This window comes from Streptomyces sp. NPDC048584 (genome assembly GCF_043199595.1).
Taxonomy (GTDB): domain Bacteria; phylum Actinomycetota; class Actinomycetes; order Streptomycetales; family Streptomycetaceae; genus Streptomyces; species Streptomyces edwardsiae.
The window spans coordinates 799,683-824,395 of record NZ_JBICWF010000001.1 but is presented as its reverse complement, the minus strand read 5'-3'; the positions used below and the strand labels follow the sequence as shown (position 1 = coordinate 824,395).

Sequence of the window (24,713 nt, the reverse complement as noted above, 5' to 3'; positions counted from 1 at the left end):
CAGAACGGCACGACGCGTTCAAAGGATCCCGACGGCAGCGAAGGCCGCTTCGACTGCCGCGACCTTGGAGGTCATCCGGTGTGCGGGCAGTGCCCGGAACAGAGTCCGCGCGCTGGCCACGACCGCGCGTCGGCTGTCCGTGAACTGCGAGGTCCGCGACAGCCGCTGCGTGAGGGCCAGATAGAACATGGCCGCCACCTCAGCCGGGCTCAGTTCGAGTGAGCCGTCGTCGGCCTGTGCGGTGAACAAGTGGAAGGCGGCCTTGTTGTGTATCCCGCTGTTCACGTGCACCCCGCCCCAGTCACCGGCCCGGGTATGGGGCAGCACGCGGAACTGGTCCATGTGCGCCGGCTGCCCGAATCGAGGCGGGTCCGACAGGTCCCGGAACGGCTTGTCCCCGGGCAGCAGGTTCTCACCCAGCAGCCAGTCCCAGGTGCGGGGATCCTCCTTCCCCGAGTTGGCGACGATCGTTCCGAAGATGTCGGAGTAGGACTCGTTGAGGGCCCCTGGCTGGAAGGCGTATTCCAGACGTGCGGTGTGGTCCGTGACGCCGTGGAACATCTCGTGCGCCACCACGTCCCTGTTGGCGGACAGAGAGAGCAGTTCGTCTCCACGAAGCACCTGGCCGTAGACCATCTGCCGCCCGTCCCAGAAGGCATTGATCCACTGCCTGGGGCCGGGACTGCTGTCGGCGACGACGCAGTTGATGGTCGACCGCATGGGACCACCCCGTCCGTCAATGTTGTCCCGTCGCAGCACATCGCGCAGGAACTCGGATACCGCGACGGCGTTGACGTGGGCGCTGACGGCGCTCGGTGTCCAGCTCGGCGGATCGGTGACGAGGGCACCCGGCAGCCGATCATGGTCGACGGAGGGGTCACCGAAGTCGAAGCCGAACGTCTCCACATGGTGGACGGGATCGTTCATCACCAGGCTTTCGCCCTGCCGTGAGGCGAGGAAGGTGCGATCGACGCCGAAGCTGTCGGCCGCCGTCTGCATTTCACCAGTGGTCATGCTGGGTGTGCGCGGCAGGATGGATACGACGTGCCCGTCGTGAGCGTCCACCACGTAGTCGACGAACCTGGGCGGCTCGAATGGGCTTTCCTCGCCCGGCTGGGAATCAACCGTGCCGTCCAGGGTCACCGGCACGTCTTCGAGGATGTACACGAGCCGCCAGCGAGACGCGGTGGCGTCGAAGTAGTGGTTCAGGCGAGGAACCACACCGGCCAGGACGGGTACATAACCATGCGGCCCGGCGGCGGCCGCTGCCAGGGCGTCGCCCGCCGAGACGGTGGCGACCGGGTCAACCCCCTGGGGCTCGCCGAGCGCTGAGTCGATGCCGATCAGATCGTTGTCCTTGTCGAGTTCCACAGTCACCAGTGAGCCGTAGACCGGGATGTCGTTCAGCGTCTGACGGAACTTCACCGTGCGGGTGCCGGTGAGCGGGAGCGTTTCCGTGCCGATCGTCTTGAAACGGCTGGTGACTCCGTTCGCCACCGGAGCGTTGAAGGACGGCACTGTCGCGCTCGCCAGGGCCTGGCCGAGGTAGCGACGCGCCGCCGTCTCGGGATCGAGGTCGCGCTCGCTCTCGAGCCCCTCCGGCCTGACCCCGGGACGTTCGGCTTGCTCCTCCTGCAGTCGCGCGACGGTGCGGGACGACGACTCGTCGAACGTGTGGAACGTGAAGTTGCTCAGACCATTGTCTGCGGCTTGTTGATCGGGCATGAAGGTATTCCTTCTTGAGCAGGGTGCCGGGGTTTCGCGAAAAACTCGCTCACCGCTCCCGCTGCTTCGCCGCCGGTCAGGAATCGCTGCTGCCCATGATGGTCCAGCATGAGTCGAATGCCCGGCTGGTTCCCATGAGAACCGAGGCGCCCCCCGGGGTCGCCGCTCCACCGGCGTTGTGCGTGAAACTCCCCCATATCCAAAGTAGCTTCAGCGTATTCGCGCCGCATCTCGGGACATCCGGGAGATGCCCAGGATCCGCACTGGACTGACAGGCCATGACAGCCGTAGACCTCTGGCTCGGGAGACTCGGGTTGTCCAGTGGGCGTCGCCGGGTCGACCCACGGCGCGGCAGGGAGAGCGACTTGCCGCGCCTACAGCGCACAGGCGCCGGACCGAGACAGCTGCCGCCGCCCCCGTCCCGACCCGCTGAGCAGCAGGTGGAACAAGGTGCGGCGGCATCCGCGGGTCAGATGTCCGGGAAAGACCAGTGAGCGCCGTGACCTGGCGTGATGGGCGTGTGATGACCGCTGACCTGCGCGAATGACCCTTCGGTTCTTTCACGCTGGCCTCGCGCTTTCACGCGGAGGGGCGTCCAGTGGGTGATCAGAAACGCGGAAAGTGCTCCTGACCTGCAACGATAGGACTTGCTGAGGGTCCTGTTGGCTGCGAGGAAAGAAGCACTTCCCAGGTGAAGAAGCGTATCGGGTCCTGTCCTCGTGTCCGCGTCGAGGGCGGCGGTCGTTCGGGTGGTCTCCCAGGCCGGTGCGGTGCTGCTGGTCGAGACGGTTCGCAAGTCCGGTCTGGATGCCGCAATATCGGCGGCGCTTGAGCCATGGCGGAAGGCCCGGGCGGTGCATGATCCGGGCAAGATCGTGCTGGATGTCGCGCTCGCCGTCGCGCTGGGCGGGGACTGCCTGGCCGATGTGGCCCTGCTGCGGGCCGAGCCGGACGTGTTCGGGCCGGTGGCCTCCGACCCCACGGTCTCCCGCCTGATCGGCAAACTGGCGTCGGGCGGCAATCAGGTCTTGGCCGCGCTCCGCACCGCCCGCGCCGAAGTACGCGAACGTGTCTGGCGGTTGGCGGGAGATGCGGCGCCCGGTCCTTCGGGCACCACCCGCTGATGGGGTTTGTCGACCACGGCCGCGGCGGGTCCGGCGAGCCGGTCGTGGGCATGCTGCGGCTCGGAAACGCGGGCTCCAACACCGCCGCCGAGCACATCGAAGCCACAGGACTGGCCCTGGCCCAGCTGCCGAAACGGCTCCGGCGAGGGCGTCAGACACTGATCCGCACCGACTCCGGCGGCGGCACCCACGAGTCCGTCGCCTGGCTCGCGAAGCGCGGACGGTGGCTGTCGTACTCGGTCGGCATGACCATCACCGACGCCATCCACCAGGCCGTCCTCGAGGTCCCGGCCTCGGCCTGGACCCCGGCCGTCGAACCCGACGGCGAGATCCGCGACGGCGCCTGGGTCGCCGAACTCGCCGGCGACTGCCTGACGGGCTGGCCGAAGGGGGCTGCGGCTGATCGTGCGCAAGGAACGGCCGCACCCCGGTGCCCAGTTGCGTTTCACCGACGCCGACGGCATGCGGTTGACCTGCTTCGCCACCAACACCGCCGGTGAGGCGATCGCAGCCCTCGAACTGCGCCACCGGCAGCGGGCCCGGGCCGAGGACCGCATACGCGCCGCCCGCGCCACCTGCCTGCGCAATCTCCCTCTCCACGACTCCGCGCAGAACCAGATCTGACTGGAGATCGTGCAGATCGCCCTCGACCTGCTCGCCTGGATGCCGATGCTGGCCCTCACCGGCACAGCCCGGCTCTGGGAGCCCCGCCGGCTCCGCCTGCGGCTGTTCTCCACCGCTGCCCAGCTCATCACCACCGGCCGCCGCCGCATCCTCCGCCTCGCCGGACACTGGCCCTGGACCGACGCGATCACCGATGCCCTGGACCGGCTCCAGTCCCTGCCGAACCCCGGCTGACCAGCACCTTCCCGCCCCCGCGAGCAGCACCACCCCACCGGAGCCGTGGCACCCGACGCGACAGCCGGGCACTCCACCTGCCCAGACTCCGAAATTCCCCACCAACACTCGCCACAAAGGGTCCTCAGCAAGCTGACGGACCCTCATGCAAGATCGAGGCTAATAAACTCGTGCATGCTGTCGAAATCATAAGCGTTCAGTGCTACGCCATAGCGCATGTGCCAGGAGCGCAGATCGATTTCCAACATTGATGGCTCTTCTTCGATGTCGCTGTGCTGTGGAAGCGTATGCGACGACGGGGACGGGTGTACGGTTTCCGAGCTAATTGTTCGGAATGCGAGTGAGGGGCATTGTGTGCTGCGACATCTCCACTGTGAGAATTCCCAGCACTCCTCGGGTATTGGGGCGGACGTCTTGATCCACAACCCTCCTGAACGACATGAGCTCCATGCAAGAGATCAGCGAGTGCCTGAGTGGGGAGCGCCGTCGGTCGCCGCCATGGTTTCCAGTGCCGTCCAGAGTTCGTGCTCGCGTTCCTGATCGTAGGACTCCGGAGCGCTGGGCGTGACTTTGTCCCGGTCGATGTAGGCGCCGGACGGTGCGGGCCTCGGACCGGTGGCCACAGTGGCGAGTTGAGCCCCGGCGCGCTCTGCGGTGTTGGCGCCCGGGATGTGAGGGAAGACGTGGCGGTAAAGCCAGTTGCCGATTTTGTCGGCCCGAACCAGATCAGTGCCGGGTGTGAACGCTGGGTTGAATGTGTAGACGTCGACATCGGGCATACGGCGGGCCAACTCGTGGACCAGGTAAACGACGCCGAGCTTGCTGGTCGAATAGGCAACGCGGCCGTTCACGTCTGCTGGCCGGGCCATGACAGCCGGGCTGGTCCAGCGCGGAGCCGGCACCAGGCCGAATGTGTACCGCAAGGTGCCGAAATGGGCGTCACTGCCGGTGATCACGATGCGAGCGCCCGGCTTGAACGTAAGCGCGCGGATTAGCGCGAAATGTGCCAGTACGTTGACCCCGAAGGACAGCTCATAACCGTCCGCCGTTGCGCTTCGACTGTCCTTGAGTTGCAGGGCGGCGTTGCCCACGTAGCCGTCGACCTGCTCCTTGACCTGCGCAGCGGCGGCCCACACCTCGGCCAGCGAGGCCAGGTCGCCCCGGATCGTGGTCACCCGCGGATGGTCGAGCGTCTCGCCGCGGGCGATCACGATCAGTCGAAGATCAGGGTCATCGCGCAACATCAGCTCGGCGGCTTGTCGGCCGAGCCCTCTAGACGCGCCAGTCATGACAAGGGTGGGCACGAATACTCCAGGGTTTGAGTACCAAGTGGTACTGAGTACCATATCGTACTGTGACCTGTCGGACTAGGATGGGTGCATGGAAAGCCTCTCGTTGCGCGAGCGGAAGCAGCAGCGCGCTCGGCAGCGGATCGTCGACGCGGCCTGGGCGCTGTTCGCCGAGCGCGGCTTCGTGGCCGTATCAGTGGCCGATATCGCTGAACGCGCCGAGGTCGGTCGGACGACGTTCTTTCGCTACTTCGGCGACAAGCAGGAAGTTCTCTTCGCCGATGAGGAGGTTCTGCTCGCAGCCATTCGAACCGCGCCCCGACAGCAGGAAACGGCAACCGACGTGCCAGACGCGGTCTGGCAGCTGTGGAGGATCGCCGAGTCGATCGGCGGCTTGATGTTCGGCGACCCAGCGCTGTGGGCGCTGCGGTCGCGTCTGCTCGCAGACAATCCGGAGCTACGCGACCGCGCGGCAAGAAAGCTGGACCGGATCGCCGACGCTTTGACCGACGTGTTGTGCGACTTCGGCACGGATCCCGACGTAGCCCGCACCGCCGCGGAGGTCGGCGTGGGCTGCTTCCGTGCAGCGCAACTGATCGCGGGCGAGAACCCGGCCGGTGTGATGCCTGCCATGCGCGAGGCGGTTACCAGAGTCCTGGGCTCGCGCTTTCACGAGTTGGGCGGTCCAAGTGTTGATCAGAAACACGAAAAGTGCCCTTGACCTCTCGAACCAAAGAGTCAGACCGTAAAGCCTATGATCACAATGATTGACCGGCAGTGACTGGTATCTGGTCAGAAGCGCGATCCAGACGTGTTCGCGCAAACGGTCACCGTGACCGTTCGCCGTGCCGAATCCTTACGGGCCCGCCAGGCCGTCCTCACCCGCGTCGCCGGCACCGAGGAGGAGGCACTCACCGGGCCCGGCTGCCCACGTCGACCAGCACCACCTGCGTGCGGTGACTATCGCCACGATGATCGGCGCCCGGCTCAACGTCACCCAAGCCTCGCCACCGCCTCGCACGACAGATCTTCTTCGGGCAGCCCGGTGAACTACGCCGGCACTACCGCGAAGGGATGGAGGACCAGCTCGGCGCCCTCGGCCTGGCCCTCAACGCAGTGGTGCTCTTCAACAGCCTCTACATCGACGCCGCCGTCAAACAGTTGGCCGCCGACGGCTCCCGGTCGCCGACGAACTCGTCGCACGGTTCCCCCCACTCCAGTACGACCACATAAACTTCCTCGGCCGCTACGCCTTCACCAGCCCCCCAGCACCAGGTCTGCGCCCTCTACGCGATCCTCGGCAGGAAGACGGGGACGACGACGCATAGCCTCTGAGCGGCCGGCCGCAACCGAAGGCGGTCCGGAAGAGACGCCATTGACTTCCGAGCCGCTTTGCCGCGGAGGCCCACCGAGCGAACACCTTGCTCCGGGAGTCCTGCATCTCCCGGAGCACAGCTTTCCGTCCCTTCTGTGCGAGCCGGTCCGCACACTGCAGGCACCGGGCGAACCGTCGCGAGTACGAGAACCGCGTCAACTCCCTCGTAGCCGACGCTCGGCGCTGATATACCGCCGAGGCCGCAGCCCAGAACGCCACACGGTGCTACTCGCACCTTGCCGTAGCTATAACGAGGAAAGTGCCCTTTCCTTCAGCCCGTGCTCTTCTTTCCGTCTAGCGCTTCGCGGATGATGTCGGCGTGGCCGGCATGCTGGGCGGTGTCCAGCACGACGTGCAGCAGCACTCGGCGGACCGTCCAGCGCTGCTCGGTGAAGAAGGGGCTATCCGGCAGCGCGATGGTGATGTCCAGGTCGGGCTGTGTGGCGATCAACGTGTCGAACCGGCGGTTCGACACGTCGTAGCCGGCGAGCAGAGCATCCAGCGTCTCGCCCGGCATCATGCGGAACTGCTCGGCATGGCGGGCCCAGTCCGCCTCGGTCAGGCTGGCAAAGTCCGGCAGCGCAGACGGGCCCTCCGCCAGGAAATTCGCCCACATCTGCTCTACAGCCGTGACGTGCTTGATCAAGCCGCCCAGACAGAGGTCGCTGACGGTGGTGCGTCGGCGGGCTTCCTCGTCGCTCAGGCCGCTGATGGTCCCCCGCAAGGACTGCCGGGCCCGGTCGATCTGGGCGACCAGGTCGGCATGCTCACCGTTTCTGTTCTGATCACCATCGGTCGTGCTCTCGCTCATAATCCGTACCTCTTACGTCTTGTAGGGCTGGGGGCCTGCTATGTGCCCGCGCTCCCGGAATGCCTGGCCGAGTCATTCCGATGTGATCAGTGGTCTTAGGCGATTCGAGATCGCATGATCGGCTGTGCGGTCTTGTGGTTGTGTCAGATCGCCACGGCCAGCGCGAGGACGCGCTGAGTGACGCGGACGGCGACGCCCTCGAAGGTGCGGCCGCCGTGCTGTTCCAGGTCGAGCTGGCCTTTGAGGGTGTCGTTCACCGACTCGATCAACTGCCGTCCCGCTTCAGCAGGGACTGCCTGGGCGCGATGTTCCCGTACGTACCGAAGCAGACGGGCTGGAACAAGCGGCTCAGAGCCGCGCTGCTGGTCGGCCCGGCCTGCCGCTGATCGCGGACAAGGGCATCGCCCCCAAGGAGTTCGAGGCCGATCTGGCCTTGTGCGGGGCGGAGCTGCTGCGGTCGTCGTTCAAGCGAGAGAAACCCCGCAAGGGCGACGGGAGCGGACGAACCGCAACCACCTCGCCTCCGACGCGAAGCCCAGCATCGCCTGGGCCACGGCGAGGCAGACAAGCTCGGGGTCCGTCAACCGCGGAGGGCGGCCCAGCCATCTGGTATCTCCGATCTCGTCGTCGATCGTCACGTGCAGTGCGGTGAGCACGGCGTCCAGGTCATTCGCCAGAGATCGATCTTGGATGCCCTGTCTGTGCTCCCGGACGCGCCGTCAGCTTTCGGAATGGCTCGTCTAGGAGTCCTCGGCGAGCAGCTTCTCGGGGGCCAGGGCGCTGCCGAGCTGGTCGGCAACCACGTATGGGTTGACCACGCCGTGGCGGCTTCCGACGGCGACATCGCGCCAGAACCTGCTCAGCGCATTGCCCCCCGTGAGCGCGCTGGAGCCGTGCAGATCGAGCAACATGTCCAGTGCCGTACGGCAGTCCCGTAGGGCGGACACCAGCTGCATCCGCGCGCCCGCCGCTTCGGTGGCCAAGGAGGTGTTACCAAGGTCTGCAGCATCGAGCATGTCCGCTACCCCCAGCATGCGCTGCTCGGCGGTGTCCACGAGTTGGCTGGACTCGGCGAACAGGTGTCGCGCCGACGGTGACTGGCTGCGCCGTGTGTAGGGGCTGCCGAACACCGGGCGCTCGGTTGTCATCAGCGGTCTGACCAGGTCCAACGCTCCCCTCGCCGCCCCGATCAGCGGTGCTACCGTGTGCAGGACGATCGACATCTGGCGCGTGCCGATACCCGGACCCTCCAGGTGTTCGGGCTGGGTCATCAGGAACGAGTCCGGCACGAACACTTCATCGGCCACCAGGGTGTGGCTGCCGGTGCCCCGCAACCCCACCGCTTGGTCCCAGGTCCGGTCGATCAGCAACTGTTCCGTGGGCAGGATGACCAGACACGCGCGGTCCGTCCTCTCATCGTCGATCACGCCCAGGCCCACCTCCGCCCACCGGGCTTCCAGGCACCCCGACGCGTAGGACCAGCGCCCGTCGACCAGGTAACCGCCGTCCACCCTGCGGGCATGACCTGCGGGCATGGCGGTGCCGCACACCCGCACGTTCGGGTCGGCGTACACGGCCTCCTGCGCCTCGGTCGTCATCCAGTCGAAGAAGAACGATTTGGCGGTGGCGCTCACCGCCGCGAGCCAGGCGGTCGACGGGCACCCCGCGCCCAGTTCGGCAAAGACCCCAACCATCGTGCGGTGGTCGGCGTCGAGGCCTCCGAAATTCTCGGGGGTAGTCAGGGCGAACGCACCCGCTTCCTCGGCAGCGGCCCGACTCTCCACTGTGGGCCTTCCCTGCTCTTCCGTCGCCGCCGCGTTCGCGGCGAGCACCGCCCGAGCCGCGCGGGCGCGGCTGCATGGGTCGGCGGTGGCAGCCGAGGGAACGGTGGGGTGATCAACCGGCATAGTAATTCTCCAAGCAATTCATGAGTCCAACGAGGCGAGCCATCCGCGCACCCTCGTCAGCGCCACCCGTTATGCAACAGTTCCAGGCAGGCGGGGCAGGAAGTCCGCGTTCTCCAATCGCGTAGGCGATGGTTCCGTCGCATCGATGCTGGAGTGCGCCAGCCAGTGCCCTATGAGCTGCCCGTCGGTCAAGGTGCGAACAACGTCCATGCCGTGATTTGGAATGTTTCCTGTGAGGTCCCGATCGCGACTCGTGCCCTGCGGACTGCAACAACTGGGCCGTCGGCGCAGTCATGGCCCTCGGATGAGACGGCACGGCAAGACTTGTCAGCACAACTTTCATGATCGACAGTCAAGATCGTGGACCGTCACGGTGCCATGTCCGTACGGTCACCGTGCATGTCCCGTTGTGCGCGCCCCGCAGTACCCTGTAGCGGGTGGACTTGCTCAGCGACATCGCCAGCCGGATTCGGGGTGGTCGCGCCTTCGCATGCCAAATCGGCGAGCCGGGGCCGTGGCGGCAGAGGTTCCCGTCCAAAACCGGCATCGGCTTCCACGTCATCCAGCGCGGAACCGTCTGGCTGACGTCCGCGGAGAAACCACCGGAGCGGGCGGCCGCAGGAGACGTGATTTTCCTTCCTACCGGTGCAGAACACGCGCTCCACGGCGAAGACGTCACCTTGCTTTCCGGCTGCTACCACCTTGCCGACCCACAAGTACATGCCGCTCTGCGACGCCTGCCGCCGGTCTCGGTCGTCACCGGTGGCATCCCCCGGCTGGCGGAGCTGTCCACCCTGCTGAGCGACGACCTTGTCGCTGACCGGCCCGGGGCGGACGCGAACCGCGCGGCGCTGGTCGGCCTCGTCGTCGTGCAGGTGCTGCGCCACGCGGAGACGGCGGACGCATGGGCGCTTCCCGACCCGGTCATCGCGGCCGCCGTACGTTCCCTCCATGACGATCCTCGCGCGCCGTGGACCGTCCAACTCCTCAGCAGCCAGGCAGGAATGTCCCGCACGGCCTTCACCCGGCGATTCACCATCCTCGTCGGCAAACCCCCGATGGCCTACGTGAGAGTTGTGCGACTGAGCACCGCCGCCCGCATGTTGCGCGAGACCGACGCACCACTCACCGCGATCGCCCGTCAGTCCGGTTACGCCAACGAGTTCTCCTTCGCCACCGCCTTCCGCCGCGAGTACGGCATCTCTCCGGGCCGCTTCCGCATCGGTCCCCACCCTGGGCCAGGCGTTCCCGACCTCCAGGACGCGGCAACGCGGCAACGCGGTCCTTGGCATGCCGAGGACCACAAAGCCCGCTGACCAGGCAAAACGGGCACATCCGAGGCGGAACCAAGATCGATCCACTACCGCTGATTTCCGCCGGCCCTTCGCTCGGGGCCGGCGGGGATGCGTCAGGCCGGTTCCACGGTGTCCAGTTCGACGTCGACGTGCTGAGATCCTTGGCCGGGGCGTCCGAGGGCGAAGGCGAGGGCGCGGAAGGTCTCGGGTGAAGTGACCCCTTCGATGCCGATACCTGAACGGCAGGTCGCGTGGCGGCCTGCGGGTGGAAGTGGTCTGCCATGGCTCGTGGCAAGCAGTACCCGGAGGAGTTCAAAAAGGACGCGGTCGAGCTGGTGCTCTCCTCGTCGGAGAGGCCGGTTGCGGACATCGCGCGGTCGCTGGGCGTCCACAAAGCGACGCTGGGCACCTGGGTGGAGCGTGAGCTGGGCCGGAGGCGCAAGGCCGCCGGCAATGACGGCGGTTGACGCCGCGGTGAGCCGGGAGGCCGAAGCGCTGAAAGCGCAGGTCCGCGAGTTGGACCGGCTGCTGTCCGAGCGGAACCACGAGCTGGCGCATGCCCGGCAGGACATCGACATCCCGCAGAAGGCGGCCGCCTGTTTCGCACGGGAGACGAGGCAGTGATCCGCTACCGCTTCGTCGACGAGATCCGCGCGGAACACCCTGTCAAAAGGGTGTGTGACCTGCTGGGATGGGACAGATCCAGCTACTACGGATGGAAGGACCGGCAGCCCGCCAGAGACGCGAAGAACGCTTCGGACGAGGACCTGCTCGCAGAGATCCGGCAGATCCACGACGCTTCGTCGGGGACCTACGGCGCTCTGCGTGTGACCAGGGCCCTGCACCGCCGGGGCGCCATGGCGAACAGGAAGCGGGTCGCGCGGATCATGCGTGAGCATGCCATCCAGGGCACGTCCAGGCGGCGGCGTAAGTCGCTGACCCGCCAGGACAGGAGGGCGGTGCCGGCGAAAGACCTGGTCATGCGGGACTTCACCGCTCCGATGATGCTGGTCGCAACCATAGACGAGTGGCTGCGACCAGCACGGTCAACAACATCCTGATCCGCTCTCAGCACTGGTCAGCGGCGTCAGAGTCTGTCGTGCGCACTTTCGGCGCACCGGTTCAGGTGGCTACCGTGGGGGGAAGATGGATCACCTGGTTCAGTCCGCCGTCGACCGTGATGGACGCGCCGTTGACGTAGCCGGCCTCAGAGCTTGCCAGAAAGGCCACAACGGCGGCGAACTCCTCGGGTGTTCCCATGCGGCGCATGGGAATGTGCGACGAGTAGGCATCCACGGCACCGGGTACGTCGCCCATGAACCCGGTCATGCCGGTCGGGTAGATCACGCCCGGGTGCACGGTGTTGGCACGGATGCCCTGCGCGCCGTATTCGATCGCGATGCTGGCGGTCAGGCTCTCTGCGGCGCTTTTGGCGGCACTGTAAGCGGGCTGGCCGTAATTCTTGTGCAGTGCGTTCGATGAACCGATGTTCACGATGTTGCCCTGGGTCCGCTTGAGGTGCGGAATCGCAGCCCTGGCCGTGTAGAGGATCGAGCTCGTGTTGACGGCGAGGACGTCCTGCCAGGTCTGGGTGTCCAGATCGGCGAGCAGGCCGATATCGCTGACGCCCGCGCAGTTCACGAGGACGTCCAGACGCTGGAACTCGTCGGCCGTTCCGTCGACCAGTTCGACGACCGCGGCCTCGTCTCGGACGTCCACCACCCGCGAAACGATGGTGCTGCCCTCGGGCGCCTGAGCAACCGTCCGGTCCAGCTTCTCCGCGTCCCGTCCGACGACTACTACCGCCGCACCTTCCTCGGCAAGCCGTATGGCGATGGCGGCCCCCATACCGGAGCTGCCCCCGATCACCAGGGCGACGCGGTCCGTAAACCGATTGAATCCCATGTTTCATTTCCTTTTTCAAATGAATGCAATCAAGGCCCGGCCGCTGAAGGGGTAAAAGGCGGAAGGAGTCGGCCCCGAGCACGAGGTTCCCGTCCGCCGTTCGACCGCCGCACAGTTCAATCCGGCGGACCCAAGTGGTCCACTAAGCTCAGGATGCGAAATTCATGTGCTCGCGCGCCCATTCCTCGAAGCTGGTGAGCGGGATGCCGAGGTCCCTCGCGAACTCGGGCCGGGCCGGCTGTCCGACCACGTTGTACAGCTCGTGCCCGGCACCCATGGGCGGCATCCCGGCGGCGGAAGCCTCTTCCATGGTCATGTCAGGGGCGGACAGTGGTACGTCCAGCACGCGGGAGAGGATCTCTGCGATCTGCGTCATCGACAGGTAGTCGCTCGCCAGTTCCAGCTCGACCGTGTGGAACTTCTCCGGCGCGGCGACGGCCGCGGCGGCCGCGCTGCCGATGTCCCGCAGCGCGACGAGGGGCATCGACGTTTCGGGTTTCACGATGCCCACCAGACCGCCCTCGACGCCACGCGGGAAGTAGAACCGCAGGGACGGGAGGAAGTTGTCCATGAAGAAGCCGGGCTTGAGTAGCGTCCAGTAAGGGAATCCGGCTTCACGGACACGGTCCTGGATCCTGCTCTTGGTGGAGTAATAGGGCTCCATGTGAGCCCAGCGCCCCTCATCCCAGCCGGGGAACTCCTCAGTGTGCTGGCCGGCGCCGCTGACTGTCGACTGCACGAAATGCGACACGCCGGCGGCGCGTGCGCCTTCGATGAGATTGACGGCCTGGGCCGCTTCCAGGTCGAAGTCGAAACCTTCCGCGGAGCCGGGCGCGATCTGCACCGAGAAGACGGCGCGTGCACCCTCGGTGGCCCGGGTCACGGAGTCGCGGTCGAGGAGGTCACCCCTGACGAGTTCGGCGCCGAGCGCCTCGACCGCTCGGGCCGACGCGCCCGCCGGATCGCGTACCAGGGCACGGACAGGGAATCCCGCCGCGATCAGGGCCCGAGCCGTGGCCCCGCCCTGCTTGCCCGTGGCACCAGTGACCAGGACGAGCGCAGAGTTCGTGGACATGCTGCTCCTTGGGATGGGGCGACCTGCTGGAAAGCGGCATCGACGAAAACTGAAGGTCGCCACTGGGCACCGCACCCACTGCTAGCGATAGAACGTTCGGTTCCGTTGGCAGCGTATGGGAAGGCCGACCAGGCTGCAAGACCAGTCGTTCTACTGAGTCCTTCTCGGTACGGCTTGTGACGTTCTGTGAACTCCGTCGAGGTCGTGCGGTCGTGTTCGAGCTGGAGCAGGACGAGGGAGGCGGCGGGTGGGGATGCTCAGGGTGACAGCAAGCCGGTTCAGGGCGTCGACCAGGCCGTGTGCGCGGGCGCAGGTGGTGTCGTGCTCGCGGCCCGGCCGAACCGGGGAGCCCCACAGAGCCGTCCGGGGATGAGGCGATCTGGACGGTACCTCAGTGGGGCGCAAGAACGGCATGAACGACTCAGGTCGTGGCGCTGCCGGCGGACTGTACTCAAGAAATCGCGGCGGGTGACGAGGCACGCGGCGGCCCCAAGGTCCGCGAACGGCGCACGTGTTGGTGCACCGCCCGAGCGGTGAGGCGCCATCCCCGCCGCTCGGCGCCCGCTTTGGGGCTACACGGTTCCAGAAACGCTGTGCCCTTCCCGGGCCGGGAAATCGACCTCGAGGCACTCGTGTACCGTCGATCAACATGAGGGGGTCTCCGTTTTAGGCACATGGGAGTAGTTATGCGGTATCAGACGTTCGGTCGGCGCACGGGACTTCGGGTGTCGGAACTGGCGCTCGGCGCCGCGATGTTCGGGACGAGGCCCGGTGTCCGGGCCAACCCCGAACAGGCCCGCGCCGTTTTTGACGCCTATGCCGATGCCGGAGGGAACTTCATCGACACTTCCGATGCCTACGAACTCGGTGAGTCCGAGGCCGTCCTCGGTGATCTGCTGCGAGACCGCCGCGAGCAGTTCGTCCTCGCCACGAAGTACACGCGCATGCCGCTCACCGGGGTGAACCTCACGGGTAACAGCCGCCGGACCGCCATCCGCTCCGTCGAGGCCAGTCTGCGGCGCCTGAATACCGACTACCTTGACGTGCTGTGGGTGCACCTGCCTGACGGCGTCACGCCCATCGACGAGATCCTCACCACCTTCGACGACCTCACCCGGTCCGGCAAGATCCTTCATGGCGGCCTGTCGAACTTCCCCGCCTGGCGCGTGGCAGCCGCGGCGGTGAAAAGTCCGACACTCCTGGGTGTGCAGGAGCCGCTCAACCTCCTGAACCGCGGTGTGGAACGCGAGATGCTCCCCGCCGCCGAGGCGTTCGGCCTAGGGGTCTGCACGTACTTCCCGCTCGCTTCGGGGCGGCTCACCGGGAAGTACCGTCACGGCGAGAAGGGAAGGTTCACCGATATGAACCTCCCCTTGGAGGACGCAGGACAGCGGAAGACTGTCCTGGACACGCTGCTGGAAGTCTCCCAGGAGGCCGGCGAGGCACCTGGGCGCGTCGCGATGGCCTGGCTGCTCGCCCGGGCCGACCGGGCTAGCACCGCCATCGTTCCGATCGTCGGGCCGCGCACGTCCGAGCAGGTTCAGGATTACGTCAAGGCGCTCGCCCTCGATCTGGAGCCGGAACACTACCGGCGTCTCGACGAGGCCAGCGCCCCGTCCATCGAGGACAACACCAGTTACGCCTTCGGCGGCGAATTCGACCGCTTCAAGCTCCCCGCCGTCCCGGTGGTCTGACCTCACCCAACGCACAATGCCGATCGGCTCGCATGTTTCCGGGCCCGAAAGCCCACAGCCTCAACGCGTTGAGCCGCTACGGCGTCGCCCCACTGTCCCGGCCGTCGGCACGCCGGCAAGTATCCGGCGATCGTGAAACTTCGGGAGAACGCCTGGCTGCCGTTGAGGACCGTCGCCTCGGACGCAACCCATGTCGGTCCGGCACGGTCGGGCCTTTGCCCGCGACCCCCGGCAGGGTTGACGCATGGCCGGAACTACTTCAACTCCTACGTGTGGAAGCCCGCTCCGGCAACGGCGGGCGTGATCGTCCCGCTGTACGAGGGCAGCACCGAGGGTGCTCGCGTGTGGGAGCCGTCCCGGGAGCACGGCTTCCACGCCCTCCGCCACTTCTACGCCTCCGAAGAACTGGAGGCTGGCGAATCGATCGTCTCCCTGGCACGCTGGCTGGGGCACTCCGACCCCGGGTTCACGCTGCGGAAGTACTCCCACTTCCTGCCCCGCGCCGGCGCACGAGGCAGCGCGGCCATCGACGCGATCTTCGCGTAGCTGCGGTCCTCGGCAGAGTCTGTGGAGCGTGGCTCGTAGCCCACCGCAGGCCCAAAGTCCCAGAGAAGTCCCAGAGATGCCGCCGTACCACTCCCTGACCCGCTAAACAGCAGGTCAGACGGGGTACGGCGGCATCCGTACATCAAATGTCCCGGAAGATCTCGATCTGTGCCCCGATCGAGTTCAGGCGCTCCGCCAGGTCCTCGTAACCGCGGTTGATGACGTACACGTTGCGCAGTACGGACGTGCCCTCCGCCGCCATCATCGCCAGCAGGACGACCACCGCGGGGCGCAGTGCCGGCGGGCACATCATCTCGGCCGCGCGCCATCGGGTCGGGCCCTCCACCAGGACGCGGTGCGGGTCGAGGAGCTGGAGGCGGCCGCCGAGGCGGTTGAGGTCGGTGAGATAGATGGCGCGGTTGTCGTAGACCCAGTCGTGGATCAGGGTCTGGCCCTGGGCCACCGCCGCGATCGCCGCGAAGAACGGGACGTTGTCGATGTTCAGGCCAGGGAAGGGCATCGGGTGGATCTTGTCGATCGGCGCCTCGAGCTTGGAGGGGCGCACGGTCAGGTCCACCAGGCGCGTACGGCCGTTGTCGGCGAAGTACTCGGGGGAGCGGTCGTGGTCGAGGCCCATCTCCTCCAGGACCGCCAGCTCGATCTCGAGGAACTCGATGGGCACCCGGCGGACCGTCAGCTCGGACTCCGTCACCACGGCCGCGGCCACCAGGCTCATCGCCTCGACCGGGTCCTCGGAGGGGGAGTAGTCCACGTCGACGTCGATGTTCGGCACGCCGTGCACGGTGAGCGTGGTGGTGCCGATGCCGTCGACCTTGACGCCCAGCGCCTCCAGGAAGAAGCACAGGTCCTGGACCATGTAGTTGGAGGAGGCGTTGCGGATGACGGTCGTGCCGTCGTGGCGGGCGGCGGCCAGCAGCGCGTTCTCGGTGACGGTGTCCCCGCGCTCGGTGAGCACGATCGGACGGTCGGGGGCGACGGAACGGTCGACCACCGCGTGGTACTGGCCCTCAGTCGCGGCGATGTCCAGGCCGAACCGGCGCAGCGCGATCATGTGCGGCTCGACGGTGCGCGTACCGAGGTCGCAGCCGCCGGCGTACGGCAGCATGAAGCGGTCGAGGCGGTGCAGCAGCGGGCCGAGGAACATGATGATGGAGCGGGTGCGGCGGGCGGCCTCCGCGTCGATGGACGCCAGGTCCAGCTCGGCCGGCGGCACGATCTCCAGGTCCACGCCGTCGTTGATCCAGCGGGTGCGTACACCGATGGAGTTCAGCACCTCCAGGAGGCGGTAGACCTCCTCGATGCGGGCGACGCGGCGCAGCACGGTGCGCCCCTTGTTGAGCAGTGAGCCGCACAGCAGGGCCACGCACGCGTTCTTGCTCGTCTTGACGTCGATGGCGCCGGAGAGGCGGCGGCCGCCCACCACGCGCAGATGCATCGGTCCGGCATAGCCCAGCGAGACGATCTCGCTGTCCAGGGCCTCGCCGATCCGGGCGATCATCTCAAGGCTGATGTTCTGGTTTCCGCGCTCGATCCGATTGACGGCGCTCTGGCTGGTGTTGAGCGCCTCGGCCAGCTGCGTCTGCGTCCACCCGCGATGCTGACGGGCGTCACGGATGAGCTTGCCGATGCGTACGAGGTAGTCGTCTGACATGAGGATGAGGTTATCTCAGATATGAGATGGGGCATCCTGAGGGGTCCATTCGGGTGACGTGACGTCAGTGTCAACCGGTGCGACGCGTCCGGCGAGTCCGGCGCCAGCCGAAAGGTCCCGGCAAATCCATCGATGTCGTACGGCGTCCCGTACTGCTCCGTGTGTACCGGGGGCCGTTCGCGCTGCCCGTGGTGATGGACCACGACCGCTTGTTGATGTTCAGCCGCACCCCCGGAAGGATCCGAAAGCTCTTGCGAAACGTGAGCGGCATGCCCGTGTCCCTTCCCGTCCGGAACTGACTTCGTATCAGTCGCCTACCCCGGCCGGGCGTACTGATGACATCCGGTCGCGATGCGGTCGGGGCGTGGCGGTGGTGCGATGGGTCCGGGGCATGACCATTCGGCCCTCGTGTACTAGAGTTATCTCGACATCGAGATATCTGCCGAGGCGCACCGCAGCCGCCACCCTGGTAAGGGCTACCTAACTTAGCCTTACCTCAGCGGATAGGCCAGGGCGGCGTGGCGGCAGGATGCGGTGGTACGCGCACATCAATGAAGGAGACTGTCGTGTCGGCGAACAGCTTCGACGCCCGCAGCACGCTGCAGGTGGGCGACGAGTCGTACGAGATCTTCCGGCTGGACAAGGTCGAGGGCTCCGCGCGCCTTCCCTACAGCCTGAAGGTGCTGCTGGAGAACCTGCTCCGCACCGAGGACGGCGCGAACATCACCGCCGACCACATCCGCGCCCTGGGCGGCTGGGACTCCCAGGCCCAGCCGTCGCAGGAGATCCAGTTCACGCCGGCCCGCGTGATCATGCAGGACTTCACCGGCGTGCCCTGTGTCGTCGACCTCGCCACCATGCGTGAGGCCGTCAAGGAGCTGGGCGGGGACCCGAACAAGATCAACCCGCTCTCCCCGGCCGAGATGGTCATCGACCACTCGGTCATCGCCGACAAGTTCGGCACCAACGACGCGTTCAAGCAGAACGTGGACCTGGAGTACGGCCGCAACCGCGAGCGCTACCAGTTCCTGCGCTGGGGCCAGACCGCGTTCGACGACTTCAAGGTCGTCCCGCCGGGCACCGGCATCGTCCACCAGGTGAACATCGAGCACCTGGCCCGCGTCGTCATGGTCCGGGACGGCAAGGCCTACCCCGACACCCTGGTCGGCACCGACTCGCACACCACCATGGTCAACGGTCTCGGTGTCCTCGGCTGGGGCGTCGGCGGCATCGAGGCCGAGGCCGCCATGCTCGGCCAGCCGGTCTCCATGCTGATCCCGCGCGTCGTCGGCTTCAAGCTGACCGGTGAGCTCAAGCCCGGCACGACCGCCACCGACCTGGTGCTCACCATCACCGAGATGCTGCGCAAGCACGGCGTCGTCGGCAAGTTCGTCGAGTTCTACGGCGAGGGCGTGGCCGCCACCTCCCTCGCCAACCGCGCCACCATCGGCAACATGTCGCCGGAGTTCGGCTCCACCGCCGCGATCTTCCCGATCGACGACGAGACGCTGAACTACATGCGCCTGACCGGCCGCAGTGACCAGCAGGTCGCCCTGGTCGAGGCGTACGCCAAGCAGCAGGGCCTCTGGCTGGACCCGAAGGCCGAGCCGGACTTCTCCGAGAAGCTCGAGCTGGACCTGGCCACGGTCGTCCCGTCGATCGCCGGCCCGAAGCGCCCGCAGGACCGTATCGTCCTCGCCGACGCCAAGGCCCAGTTCGCCCAGGACGTGCGCAACTACGTCACGGACGGCGGCGACGTCGACGAGGCCAGCAAGGAGTCCTTCCCGGCCTCCGACTCGCCGGCCATCTCCAACGGCACGCCCTCCCACCCGGTCGAGGTCACCGCCGCCGACGGCACGACCTACACGCTCGACCACGGCGCGGTGACGGTCGCGGCCATCACCTCCTGCACCAACACCTCCAACCCGTACGTCATGGTCGCCGCCGCGCTGGTGGCCAAGAAGGCGGTGGAGAAGGGCCTGACCCGCAAGCCGTGGGTCAAGACCACCCTCGCCCCGGGCTCCAAGGTCGTCACCGACTACTTCGAGAAGGCGGGCCTGACCCCGTACCTCGACAAGGTCGGCTTCAACCTCGTCGGTTACGGCTGCACCACCTGCATCGGCAACTCCGGCCCGCTGCCGGAGGAGGTCTCCAAGGCCGTCAACGAGCACGACCTCGCGGTCACCTCGGTCCTCTCCGGCAACCGCAACTTCGAGGGCCGGATCAACCCCGACGTCAAGATGAACTACCTGGCGTCCCCGCCGCTGGTCGTCGCCTATGCGCTCGCCGGCTCCATGAAGGTGGACATCACCCGCGAGGCCCTCGGGTACGACCAGGACAACAACCCGGTCTTCCTGAAGGACATCTGGCCCTCCGAGGCCGAGGTCAACGACGTCGTGGCGAACGCCATCGGCGAGGACATGTTCTCCAAGTCCTACGCCGACGTCTTCGCCGGTGACGCCCAGTGGCAGGCGCTGCCCATCCCGACCGGTGACACCTTCGAGTGGGACGCGGAGTCCACCTACGTGCGCAAGCCCCCCTACTTCGAGGGCATGGGAATGGAGCCGGCCCCGGTCGAGGACATCTCCGGTGCCCGGGTGCTCGCCAAGCTGGGCGACTCGGTCACCACCGACCACATCTCCCCGGCCGGCGCCATCAAGGCCGACACCCCGGCCGGCAAGTACCTCACGGAGCACGGCATCGAGCGCCGCGACTTCAACAGCTACGGCTCGCGCCGCGGCAACCACGAGGTCATGATCCGCGGTACGTTCGCCAACATCCGCCTGCGCAACCAGATCGCGCCGGGCACGGAGGGCGGCTACACCCGCGACTTCACGCAGGACGGCGCTCCGGTGTCGTTCATCTACGACGCCTCGCGCAACTACATGGACCAGGGCATCCCGCTGGTCGTCCTGGCGGGCAAGGAGTACGGCTCCGGCTCGTCCCGCGACTGGGCCGCCAAGGGCACCGCGCTGCTCGGTGTCAAGGCCGTCATCGCCGAGTCGTACGAGCGCATCCACCGCTCGAACCTCATCGGCATGGGCGTCCTGCCGCTGCAGTTCCCCGAGGGCCACACCGCCGAGTCCCTCGGCCTGACGGGTGAGGAGACCTTCTCCGTCTCCGGCGTCACCGAGCTCAACGAGGGCACCACCCCGCGCACGGTGAAGGTCACCACCGACAAGGGCGTCGAGTTCGACGCGGTCGTCCGCATCGACACCCCCGGTGAGGCCGACTACTACCGCAACGGCGGCATCCTGCAGTACGTGCTGCGCAGCCTGATCCGCAACTAGGCGGTACGGCACAGCGATCGAGGGCCGCGTCCCCGGGTGACCGGGGACGCGGCCCTCGCCGTCGCCCCCGTTGTACGCTGACATCTCACCGGACGACGGGGGTGGCGGTGGGCGGCACACGGCGCATGCGACTGGAGCTGGCGGGGCGTCAGGACAGTGACCAGGAAGAACTCGACGAGCTGACACTGCTGTTGCGCGAGCGGCTGCTCGAACTGGACGTCGACGCCGTCGAGACCGTCCGCTCCGGGGACGTTCCCGACGGGGCCAAGCCCGTGGACGCCATCGCGGTCGGTGCGCTCGCCCTGACTCTGGCCCCCATCGCGTTCCGCTCCGTGCTCGACCTCGTACGGACCTGGATCGAGAACCGCCCGGTGCGCTCGGTCAGCGTCACCCTCGGCGACGACAGCCTGGAGCTGGAGGCCGTGTCCTCGGCCGACCAGCGGCGGATCGTCGACGCCTTCCTGGCCGCACACGGTCCGGAGCCGGAGCCGGATCCGGCCGCGGGCCAGGGCGGCTGAGGGCCGTACGACCATGGCCGCACGACGGTACGCGCTGCTCGTCGCGACGGGTACGTACGACAACCAGCCCCTGAGGCAGCTGCGTTCACCCGCCCATGACGCCCAGGCGCTGGCGGACGTGCTCGAGGACACGCGGATCGGGGACTTCGAGGTGGGGATGGTCGTCGACGCCCCGCACCACGAAGTCGCCCGCGCCATCGAGCACTTCTTCCAGGACCGGCGCAGGGACGATGTGCTTCTGCTGCACATCTCGTGCCACGGCCTCAAGAACCACAACGGCGAGCTGCACTTCGCCGCCACCGACACCGACGCGCGATGGCTCGCCTCCACCTCCGTCTCCGCCCAGTTCGTACGGCAGCGGATCAGCGAGTGCCGGGCCCGGTCGGTCGTCCTGCTGCTGGACTGCTGCTACAGCGGAGCCTTCCTCACCGGCAGCAAGGGCGACGGCACGGTCCACCTCGGAGACGACCTCGCCGGACACGGCCGCGCCGTGCTCACCGCGACGAACCGCACGGAGTATGCCTGGGAAGGCGGCGACCGGGTCACGCGGCTGGAGCCGGAGACGGAGTCGTCCCGGTTCACCCGAGCCGTGATCAAGGGCCTGAGCACCGGCGAGGCGGACCGGGACGGCGACGGCTGGATCGGCGTCCATGAACTGTACGACTACGTCTACGAGGAACTGCAGGGCGCCGACGTACGGCAACGCCCGCAGATGTGGGCGGAGCTGGAACGCCGGGTGGTGATCGCCCGCTCGGTGCTGAGCCCGGGGGCATCGGGCTCGACACGGCCCGCGTCGAGCCCGGCCCCGCCCGCGCCGGCCCCCATGCCGCCCGTGTCGGCTCAGGTGGCACCTTCCTACCGGGCTTCCTCCCGGCCCGGTCCTGCCCCGGCGCCTCCGCCGCGCCGGTCCGCTCCTGCCCCGGCGCCTCCGCCGCGCTCGTCCGTGCCCGCCGGATTCCCGCCCGCAGAGCCCCCTCCCGCACACCCGAACGCCACATCGGACGACGACAGCTCCCTCGACCCCCTCCTCCGCCTCACCGAGGCCCTCATCACCCTCCCGTGCGTACAGGACCCCCAGTCCCGGATCCAGTTCGCGATCCTCCTGAGCGAGAAGCTGGGCCGCCAGGTCGACCTGCGTGGTGTCCGCCTGCGCGAGGACGCCGTCGCGATCGCCCGCGCCGTCCGAAAGACACCACGTGGGGACACCTACCTGACCAGACTGGTCTTCCTCCTCGAAGGCGGCGACGTCGCGCAGAACCTCCGACGCGTGATCGACGACATCGGCTGACCCACCACACAACTCCGCGACGCGGTAAGCGTTTACAACCGCGCCGCTCCGCGCTACGGTCCCCTCACGGGCGTGGTGGGAGCGCTCCCATATTTCGGTGGACCGGAACCCGCCGTCGAGGTCCTCCCGCCGCGCCCGGCCACACGCCTGCGACGACCGTTCACCCCACGGACAGGTATGTCATGATCACACCAAAATCCAGGAGTGATACCGCTCCCCACTCGCCGCTTCCCACCCGTACCCGAGCCCTCTTCCTCGTCCTGGTCTCCCTGCTCGCCACCGTCCCGGCCATCGGCCTGGTCGTGACGGCGGGCGGCGACGCCGAGGCCCACGGCACCCCCATGAAGCCCGGCAGCCGCACCTTCCTGTGCTGGCAGGACGCGCTGTCCGACACCGGCGAGATCAAGCCGGTCAACCCGGCCTGCAGGACCGCCGCGCAGGTCAGCGGCACCACCGCCTTCTACAACTGGTTCTCGGTGTTGCGCTCCGACGGTGCCGGCCGCACCAGCGGCTTCGTGCCCGACGGGCAGCTGTGCAGCGGCGGCAACACCAACTTCACCGGCTTCGACACGCCCAGCGCCGACTGGCCGGTCACCCATCTCACCTCGGGTGCGACCGTCGACTTCTCCTACAACGCCTGGGCCGCGCACCCGGGGTGGTTCCACGTCTACATCACCAAGGACGGCTTCGACCCGACGGTCGCGCTCACCTGGGACGACATGGAGGAGCAGCCCTTCCTCTCCGTCGACCACCCGCCGCTGAGCGGGTCCCCGGGCAGTGTCGAGGCCGACTACCGCTGGAGCGGACAGCTTCCGGACGGCAGGTCCGGCCGGCACATCATCTATATGGTCTGGCAGCGTTCGGACAGCGCGGAGACCTTCTACTCCTGCTCGGACGTCGTCTTCGACGGCGGCAACGGCGAGGTGACCGGTATCAAGGACCCCGGCAACCCGGCCGAACCCGTTCCGGGCGAATGCTCCGCCACCCGCAGTACGACGGGCAGCTGGAACGGCGGCCACCAGTCCGAGGTGACCGTCACCAACAGCGGCGACGTGCCGATGCTCGGCTGGATGGTCGACTGGACCCTCCCGGACGGGCAGAGCGTCGCCAGCCTGTGGAACGGCGACGCCACCTACGACGGCCAGAACGTGATGGTCCACAACGCCGGCCACAACGGCTCCCTCGATCCGGGGGAGAGCGCGACGTTCGGCTACGTGGTCACCGGTTCAGGCGGTGACGGTACGACGACCCTGCCCTGCCGGGTCGGCTGAACCGCCCCGTGGGCGGCCCCGATGGCGTGTCCGGTCGTCATCGGTGCCGCCCGCACCCGCGCTCAGCCGCCCGACAGCGCCGCGAGCCAGTCCAGTTGCCGCCGTACATGCACGGCGTCCCCGCCCTCGTGCCCGTTGAAGGGATAGGCGTGCAGCACCTTGGCCGGGCCCCCGCCCGCGCGTTCCCCGTACCGGTTGAACGCCGCGTACGCCCCGCTCGGCGGACAGACCGTGTCGCGCAGCCCGACCCCGAAATGGGCCGGGGCGTGTGCCCGGCGGGCGAACGACACGCCCTCGACATAGGCCAGCGTGCGGTAGGCGGCCTGCTCGGCGCCCCGGTGCACCGAGAGATAGGCGCTGATCTCGCCGTACGGCGGCACGTCGGTGAGGTCCAGGGCGCGGCGGATGCCGCACAGCAGCGGTGCGGTGACCAGCAGCGCCGCCAGATCCGGTACGAGTCCGGCGACCGCCAGCGCGAGCCCTCCCCCCTGGCTGTTGCCCACGGCGGCGACACGCGCGGCGTCCACCCCGGACAGCGCGCGTACGGCGGCCACCGCACGCACCGCGTCGGCGATCAGCCGGCGGTAGTGGTAGTCCCGCGGGTCCAGCAGCCCGCGCACCGCCGGACCGGGGCCGCCCGGCGCCGGTGGGTGCGGGTCGGGGGTGTCGCCGCCGCAGCCGTACTGGTCGCCCTGCCCCCGGTTGTCCATCAGCAGATGCGCGTACCCGGCGTTCACCCACGTCAGCCGCTCGTGCGGCAGGCCCCGCCCGCGACCGTAACCCGCGAACTCCACGACCGCGGGGAGGGGGCCGGTCATTCCTGCCGGGCGGCTGAACCAGGCGCGCACCGGGTCGCCGGCGAAGCCGCGGAACGTCACGTCCCAGGACTCCGTCAGCCGCAGCCCGTTCGCCACCGGCCGTACCGACACCAGCGGATCCCCCTGCGCCGAGGCCTCCTTCAGCGTGCGCTCCCAGAACGCGTCGAAGTCGGCGGGCTCCTCGATGTCCGGGCGGTGGCGCTCCAGTTCAGCCGGGGGCAGGTCGAACGCGGGCACGGGACACCTCGCGGA

21 protein-coding genes and 3 pseudogenes are annotated in these 24,713 nt (G+C 67.8%); 14 read left to right on the top strand and 10 right to left on the bottom strand.

What is annotated here, in order from left to right; translation table 11 throughout:
• Positions 1-18 precede the first annotated feature (18 nt).
• Complete coding sequence (locus ACGFR9_RS03490) at positions 19-1,725, bottom strand: M4 family metallopeptidase (RefSeq protein ID WP_393202499.1); 1,707 nt, start codon at positions 1,723-1,725, stop codon at positions 19-21.
• Positions 1,726-2,416: 691 nt separating this feature from the next.
• Between ACGFR9_RS03490 and ACGFR9_RS03485 the strand changes: the two are divergent.
• Positions 2,417-3,707: pseudogene (locus ACGFR9_RS03485) on the top strand (IS1380 family transposase).
• Between the two features lie 458 nt (positions 3,708-4,165).
• On the opposite strand, the gene ACGFR9_RS03480 reads toward ACGFR9_RS03485, so the two are convergent.
• Positions 4,166-5,011: an SDR family NAD(P)-dependent oxidoreductase gene (locus ACGFR9_RS03480; RefSeq protein ID WP_393202497.1), complete on the bottom strand. Its 846-nt coding sequence runs from the start codon at positions 5,009-5,011 to the stop codon at positions 4,166-4,168.
• Positions 5,012-5,087: 76 nt separating this feature from the next.
• Between ACGFR9_RS03480 and ACGFR9_RS03475 the strand changes: the two genes are divergently transcribed.
• Entirely contained in the window at positions 5,088-5,717 is a 630-nt protein-coding gene (locus tag ACGFR9_RS03475) for a TetR/AcrR family transcriptional regulator (RefSeq protein WP_393202495.1), read from the top strand.
• Positions 5,718-6,001: 284 nt separating this feature from the next.
• A pseudogene (locus tag ACGFR9_RS03470) lies at positions 6,002-6,324 on the top strand (Tn3 family transposase); the annotation flags it as partial.
• A gap of 318 nt (positions 6,325-6,642) precedes the next feature.
• On the opposite strand, the gene ACGFR9_RS03465 reads toward ACGFR9_RS03470, so the two are convergent.
• Positions 6,643-7,182, bottom strand: a complete 540-nt coding sequence (locus ACGFR9_RS03465) for a DinB family protein (protein WP_393202493.1) — start codon at positions 7,180-7,182, stop codon at positions 6,643-6,645.
• A 140-nt stretch (positions 7,183-7,322) separates the two neighbouring features.
• On the opposite strand from ACGFR9_RS03465, the gene ACGFR9_RS03460 reads away from it, so the two are divergent.
• Entirely contained in the window at positions 7,323-7,568 is a 246-nt protein-coding gene (locus ACGFR9_RS03460) for a hypothetical protein (protein WP_393202491.1), read from the top strand.
• Between the two features lie 354 nt (positions 7,569-7,922).
• Here the strand turns inward: ACGFR9_RS03460 and ACGFR9_RS03455 are convergent, their stop codons facing one another.
• Positions 7,923-9,089, bottom strand: a complete 1,167-nt coding sequence (locus ACGFR9_RS03455; RefSeq protein ID WP_393202489.1) for an acyl-CoA dehydrogenase family protein — start codon at positions 9,087-9,089, stop codon at positions 7,923-7,925.
• Positions 9,090-9,526: 437 nt separating this feature from the next.
• On the opposite strand from ACGFR9_RS03455, the gene ACGFR9_RS03450 reads away from it, so the two are divergent.
• The 4 genes from ACGFR9_RS03450 (at position 9,527) to ACGFR9_RS03435 (ending at position 11,445) form a co-directional block, all read left to right on the top strand.
• Complete coding sequence (locus ACGFR9_RS03450) at positions 9,527-10,405, top strand: AraC family transcriptional regulator (protein WP_393202487.1); 879 nt, start codon at positions 9,527-9,529, stop codon at positions 10,403-10,405.
• 260 nt (positions 10,406-10,665) lie between these two features.
• Positions 10,666-10,851, top strand: coding sequence for a transposase (locus ACGFR9_RS03445; protein ID WP_393202485.1), 186 nt, complete (start codon positions 10,666-10,668; stop codon positions 10,849-10,851).
• On the top strand, positions 10,838-11,008 hold the full coding sequence (locus tag ACGFR9_RS03440) for a hypothetical protein (protein WP_393202484.1): 171 nt from the start codon (positions 10,838-10,840) through the stop codon (positions 11,006-11,008). The genes ACGFR9_RS03445 and ACGFR9_RS03440 overlap by 14 nt, the downstream gene beginning before the upstream one ends.
• Positions 11,005-11,445 (top strand): IS3 family transposase, encoded by a 441-nt coding sequence (locus ACGFR9_RS03435; protein ID WP_393202482.1) that lies wholly within the window; start codon positions 11,005-11,007, stop codon positions 11,443-11,445. Before ACGFR9_RS03440 ends, ACGFR9_RS03435 begins: the two co-directional genes overlap by 4 nt.
• Positions 11,446-11,506: 61 nt before the next feature.
• Here ACGFR9_RS03435 and ACGFR9_RS03430 read toward each other — a convergent pair whose 3' ends face one another.
• From ACGFR9_RS03430 to ACGFR9_RS03420, 3 genes and pseudogenes are all read right to left on the bottom strand, one after another.
• Positions 11,507-12,289, bottom strand: coding sequence for an SDR family NAD(P)-dependent oxidoreductase (locus tag ACGFR9_RS03430; RefSeq protein WP_393202480.1), 783 nt, complete (start codon positions 12,287-12,289; stop codon positions 11,507-11,509).
• A gap of 148 nt (positions 12,290-12,437) precedes the next feature.
• Complete coding sequence (locus tag ACGFR9_RS03425) at positions 12,438-13,364, bottom strand: NmrA/HSCARG family protein (RefSeq protein ID WP_393202478.1); 927 nt, start codon at positions 13,362-13,364, stop codon at positions 12,438-12,440.
• Between the two features lie 246 nt (positions 13,365-13,610).
• Positions 13,611-13,755, bottom strand: a pseudogene (locus ACGFR9_RS03420) (IS5/IS1182 family transposase); the annotation flags it as partial.
• 334 nt (positions 13,756-14,089) lie between these two features.
• Here ACGFR9_RS03420 and ACGFR9_RS03415 point away from each other — a divergent pair.
• Together ACGFR9_RS03415 and ACGFR9_RS03410 are read left to right on the top strand one after the other, a co-directional pair.
• Entirely contained in the window at positions 14,090-15,058 is a 969-nt protein-coding gene (locus tag ACGFR9_RS03415; protein ID WP_393202476.1) for an aldo/keto reductase, read from the top strand.
• A 237-nt stretch (positions 15,059-15,295) separates the two neighbouring features.
• Positions 15,296-15,604, top strand: a complete 309-nt coding sequence (locus ACGFR9_RS03410; RefSeq protein WP_393202474.1) for a hypothetical protein — start codon at positions 15,296-15,298, stop codon at positions 15,602-15,604.
• A gap of 142 nt (positions 15,605-15,746) precedes the next feature.
• Here ACGFR9_RS03410 and ACGFR9_RS03405 read toward each other — a convergent pair whose 3' ends face one another.
• The gene (locus ACGFR9_RS03405; protein WP_030212771.1) at positions 15,747-17,276 is read right to left on the bottom strand and encodes a UDP-N-acetylglucosamine 1-carboxyvinyltransferase; all 1,530 of its coding nucleotides are present in this window, start codon (positions 17,274-17,276) and stop codon (positions 15,747-15,749) included.
• A gap of 70 nt (positions 17,277-17,346) precedes the next feature.
• Entirely contained in the window at positions 17,347-17,547 is a 201-nt protein-coding gene (locus ACGFR9_RS03400; protein ID WP_393202472.1) for a DUF4236 domain-containing protein, read from the bottom strand.
• Between the two features lie 295 nt (positions 17,548-17,842).
• Here ACGFR9_RS03400 and acnA point away from each other — a divergent pair, with 295 nt between their 5' ends.
• From acnA to ACGFR9_RS03380, 4 genes are all read left to right on the top strand, one after another.
• Entirely contained in the window at positions 17,843-20,566 is a 2,724-nt protein-coding gene (acnA, locus tag ACGFR9_RS03395; RefSeq protein ID WP_393202470.1) for an aconitate hydratase AcnA, read from the top strand.
• A gap of 125 nt (positions 20,567-20,691) precedes the next feature.
• Positions 20,692-21,084, top strand: a complete 393-nt coding sequence (locus tag ACGFR9_RS03390) for a hypothetical protein (RefSeq protein ID WP_393202468.1) — start codon at positions 20,692-20,694, stop codon at positions 21,082-21,084.
• A gap of 13 nt (positions 21,085-21,097) precedes the next feature.
• The gene (locus ACGFR9_RS03385; RefSeq protein ID WP_393202466.1) at positions 21,098-22,372 is read left to right on the top strand and encodes a caspase family protein; all 1,275 of its coding nucleotides are present in this window, start codon (positions 21,098-21,100) and stop codon (positions 22,370-22,372) included.
• A gap of 182 nt (positions 22,373-22,554) precedes the next feature.
• Positions 22,555-23,643 (top strand): lytic polysaccharide monooxygenase, encoded by a 1,089-nt coding sequence (locus tag ACGFR9_RS03380; protein ID WP_393202464.1) that lies wholly within the window; start codon positions 22,555-22,557, stop codon positions 23,641-23,643.
• 62 nt (positions 23,644-23,705) lie between these two features.
• On the opposite strand, the gene ACGFR9_RS03375 is transcribed toward ACGFR9_RS03380, so the two are convergent.
• Positions 23,706-24,698, bottom strand: coding sequence for an acetylxylan esterase (locus tag ACGFR9_RS03375; protein WP_393202462.1), 993 nt, complete (start codon positions 24,696-24,698; stop codon positions 23,706-23,708).
• Positions 24,699-24,713 lie beyond the last annotated feature (15 nt).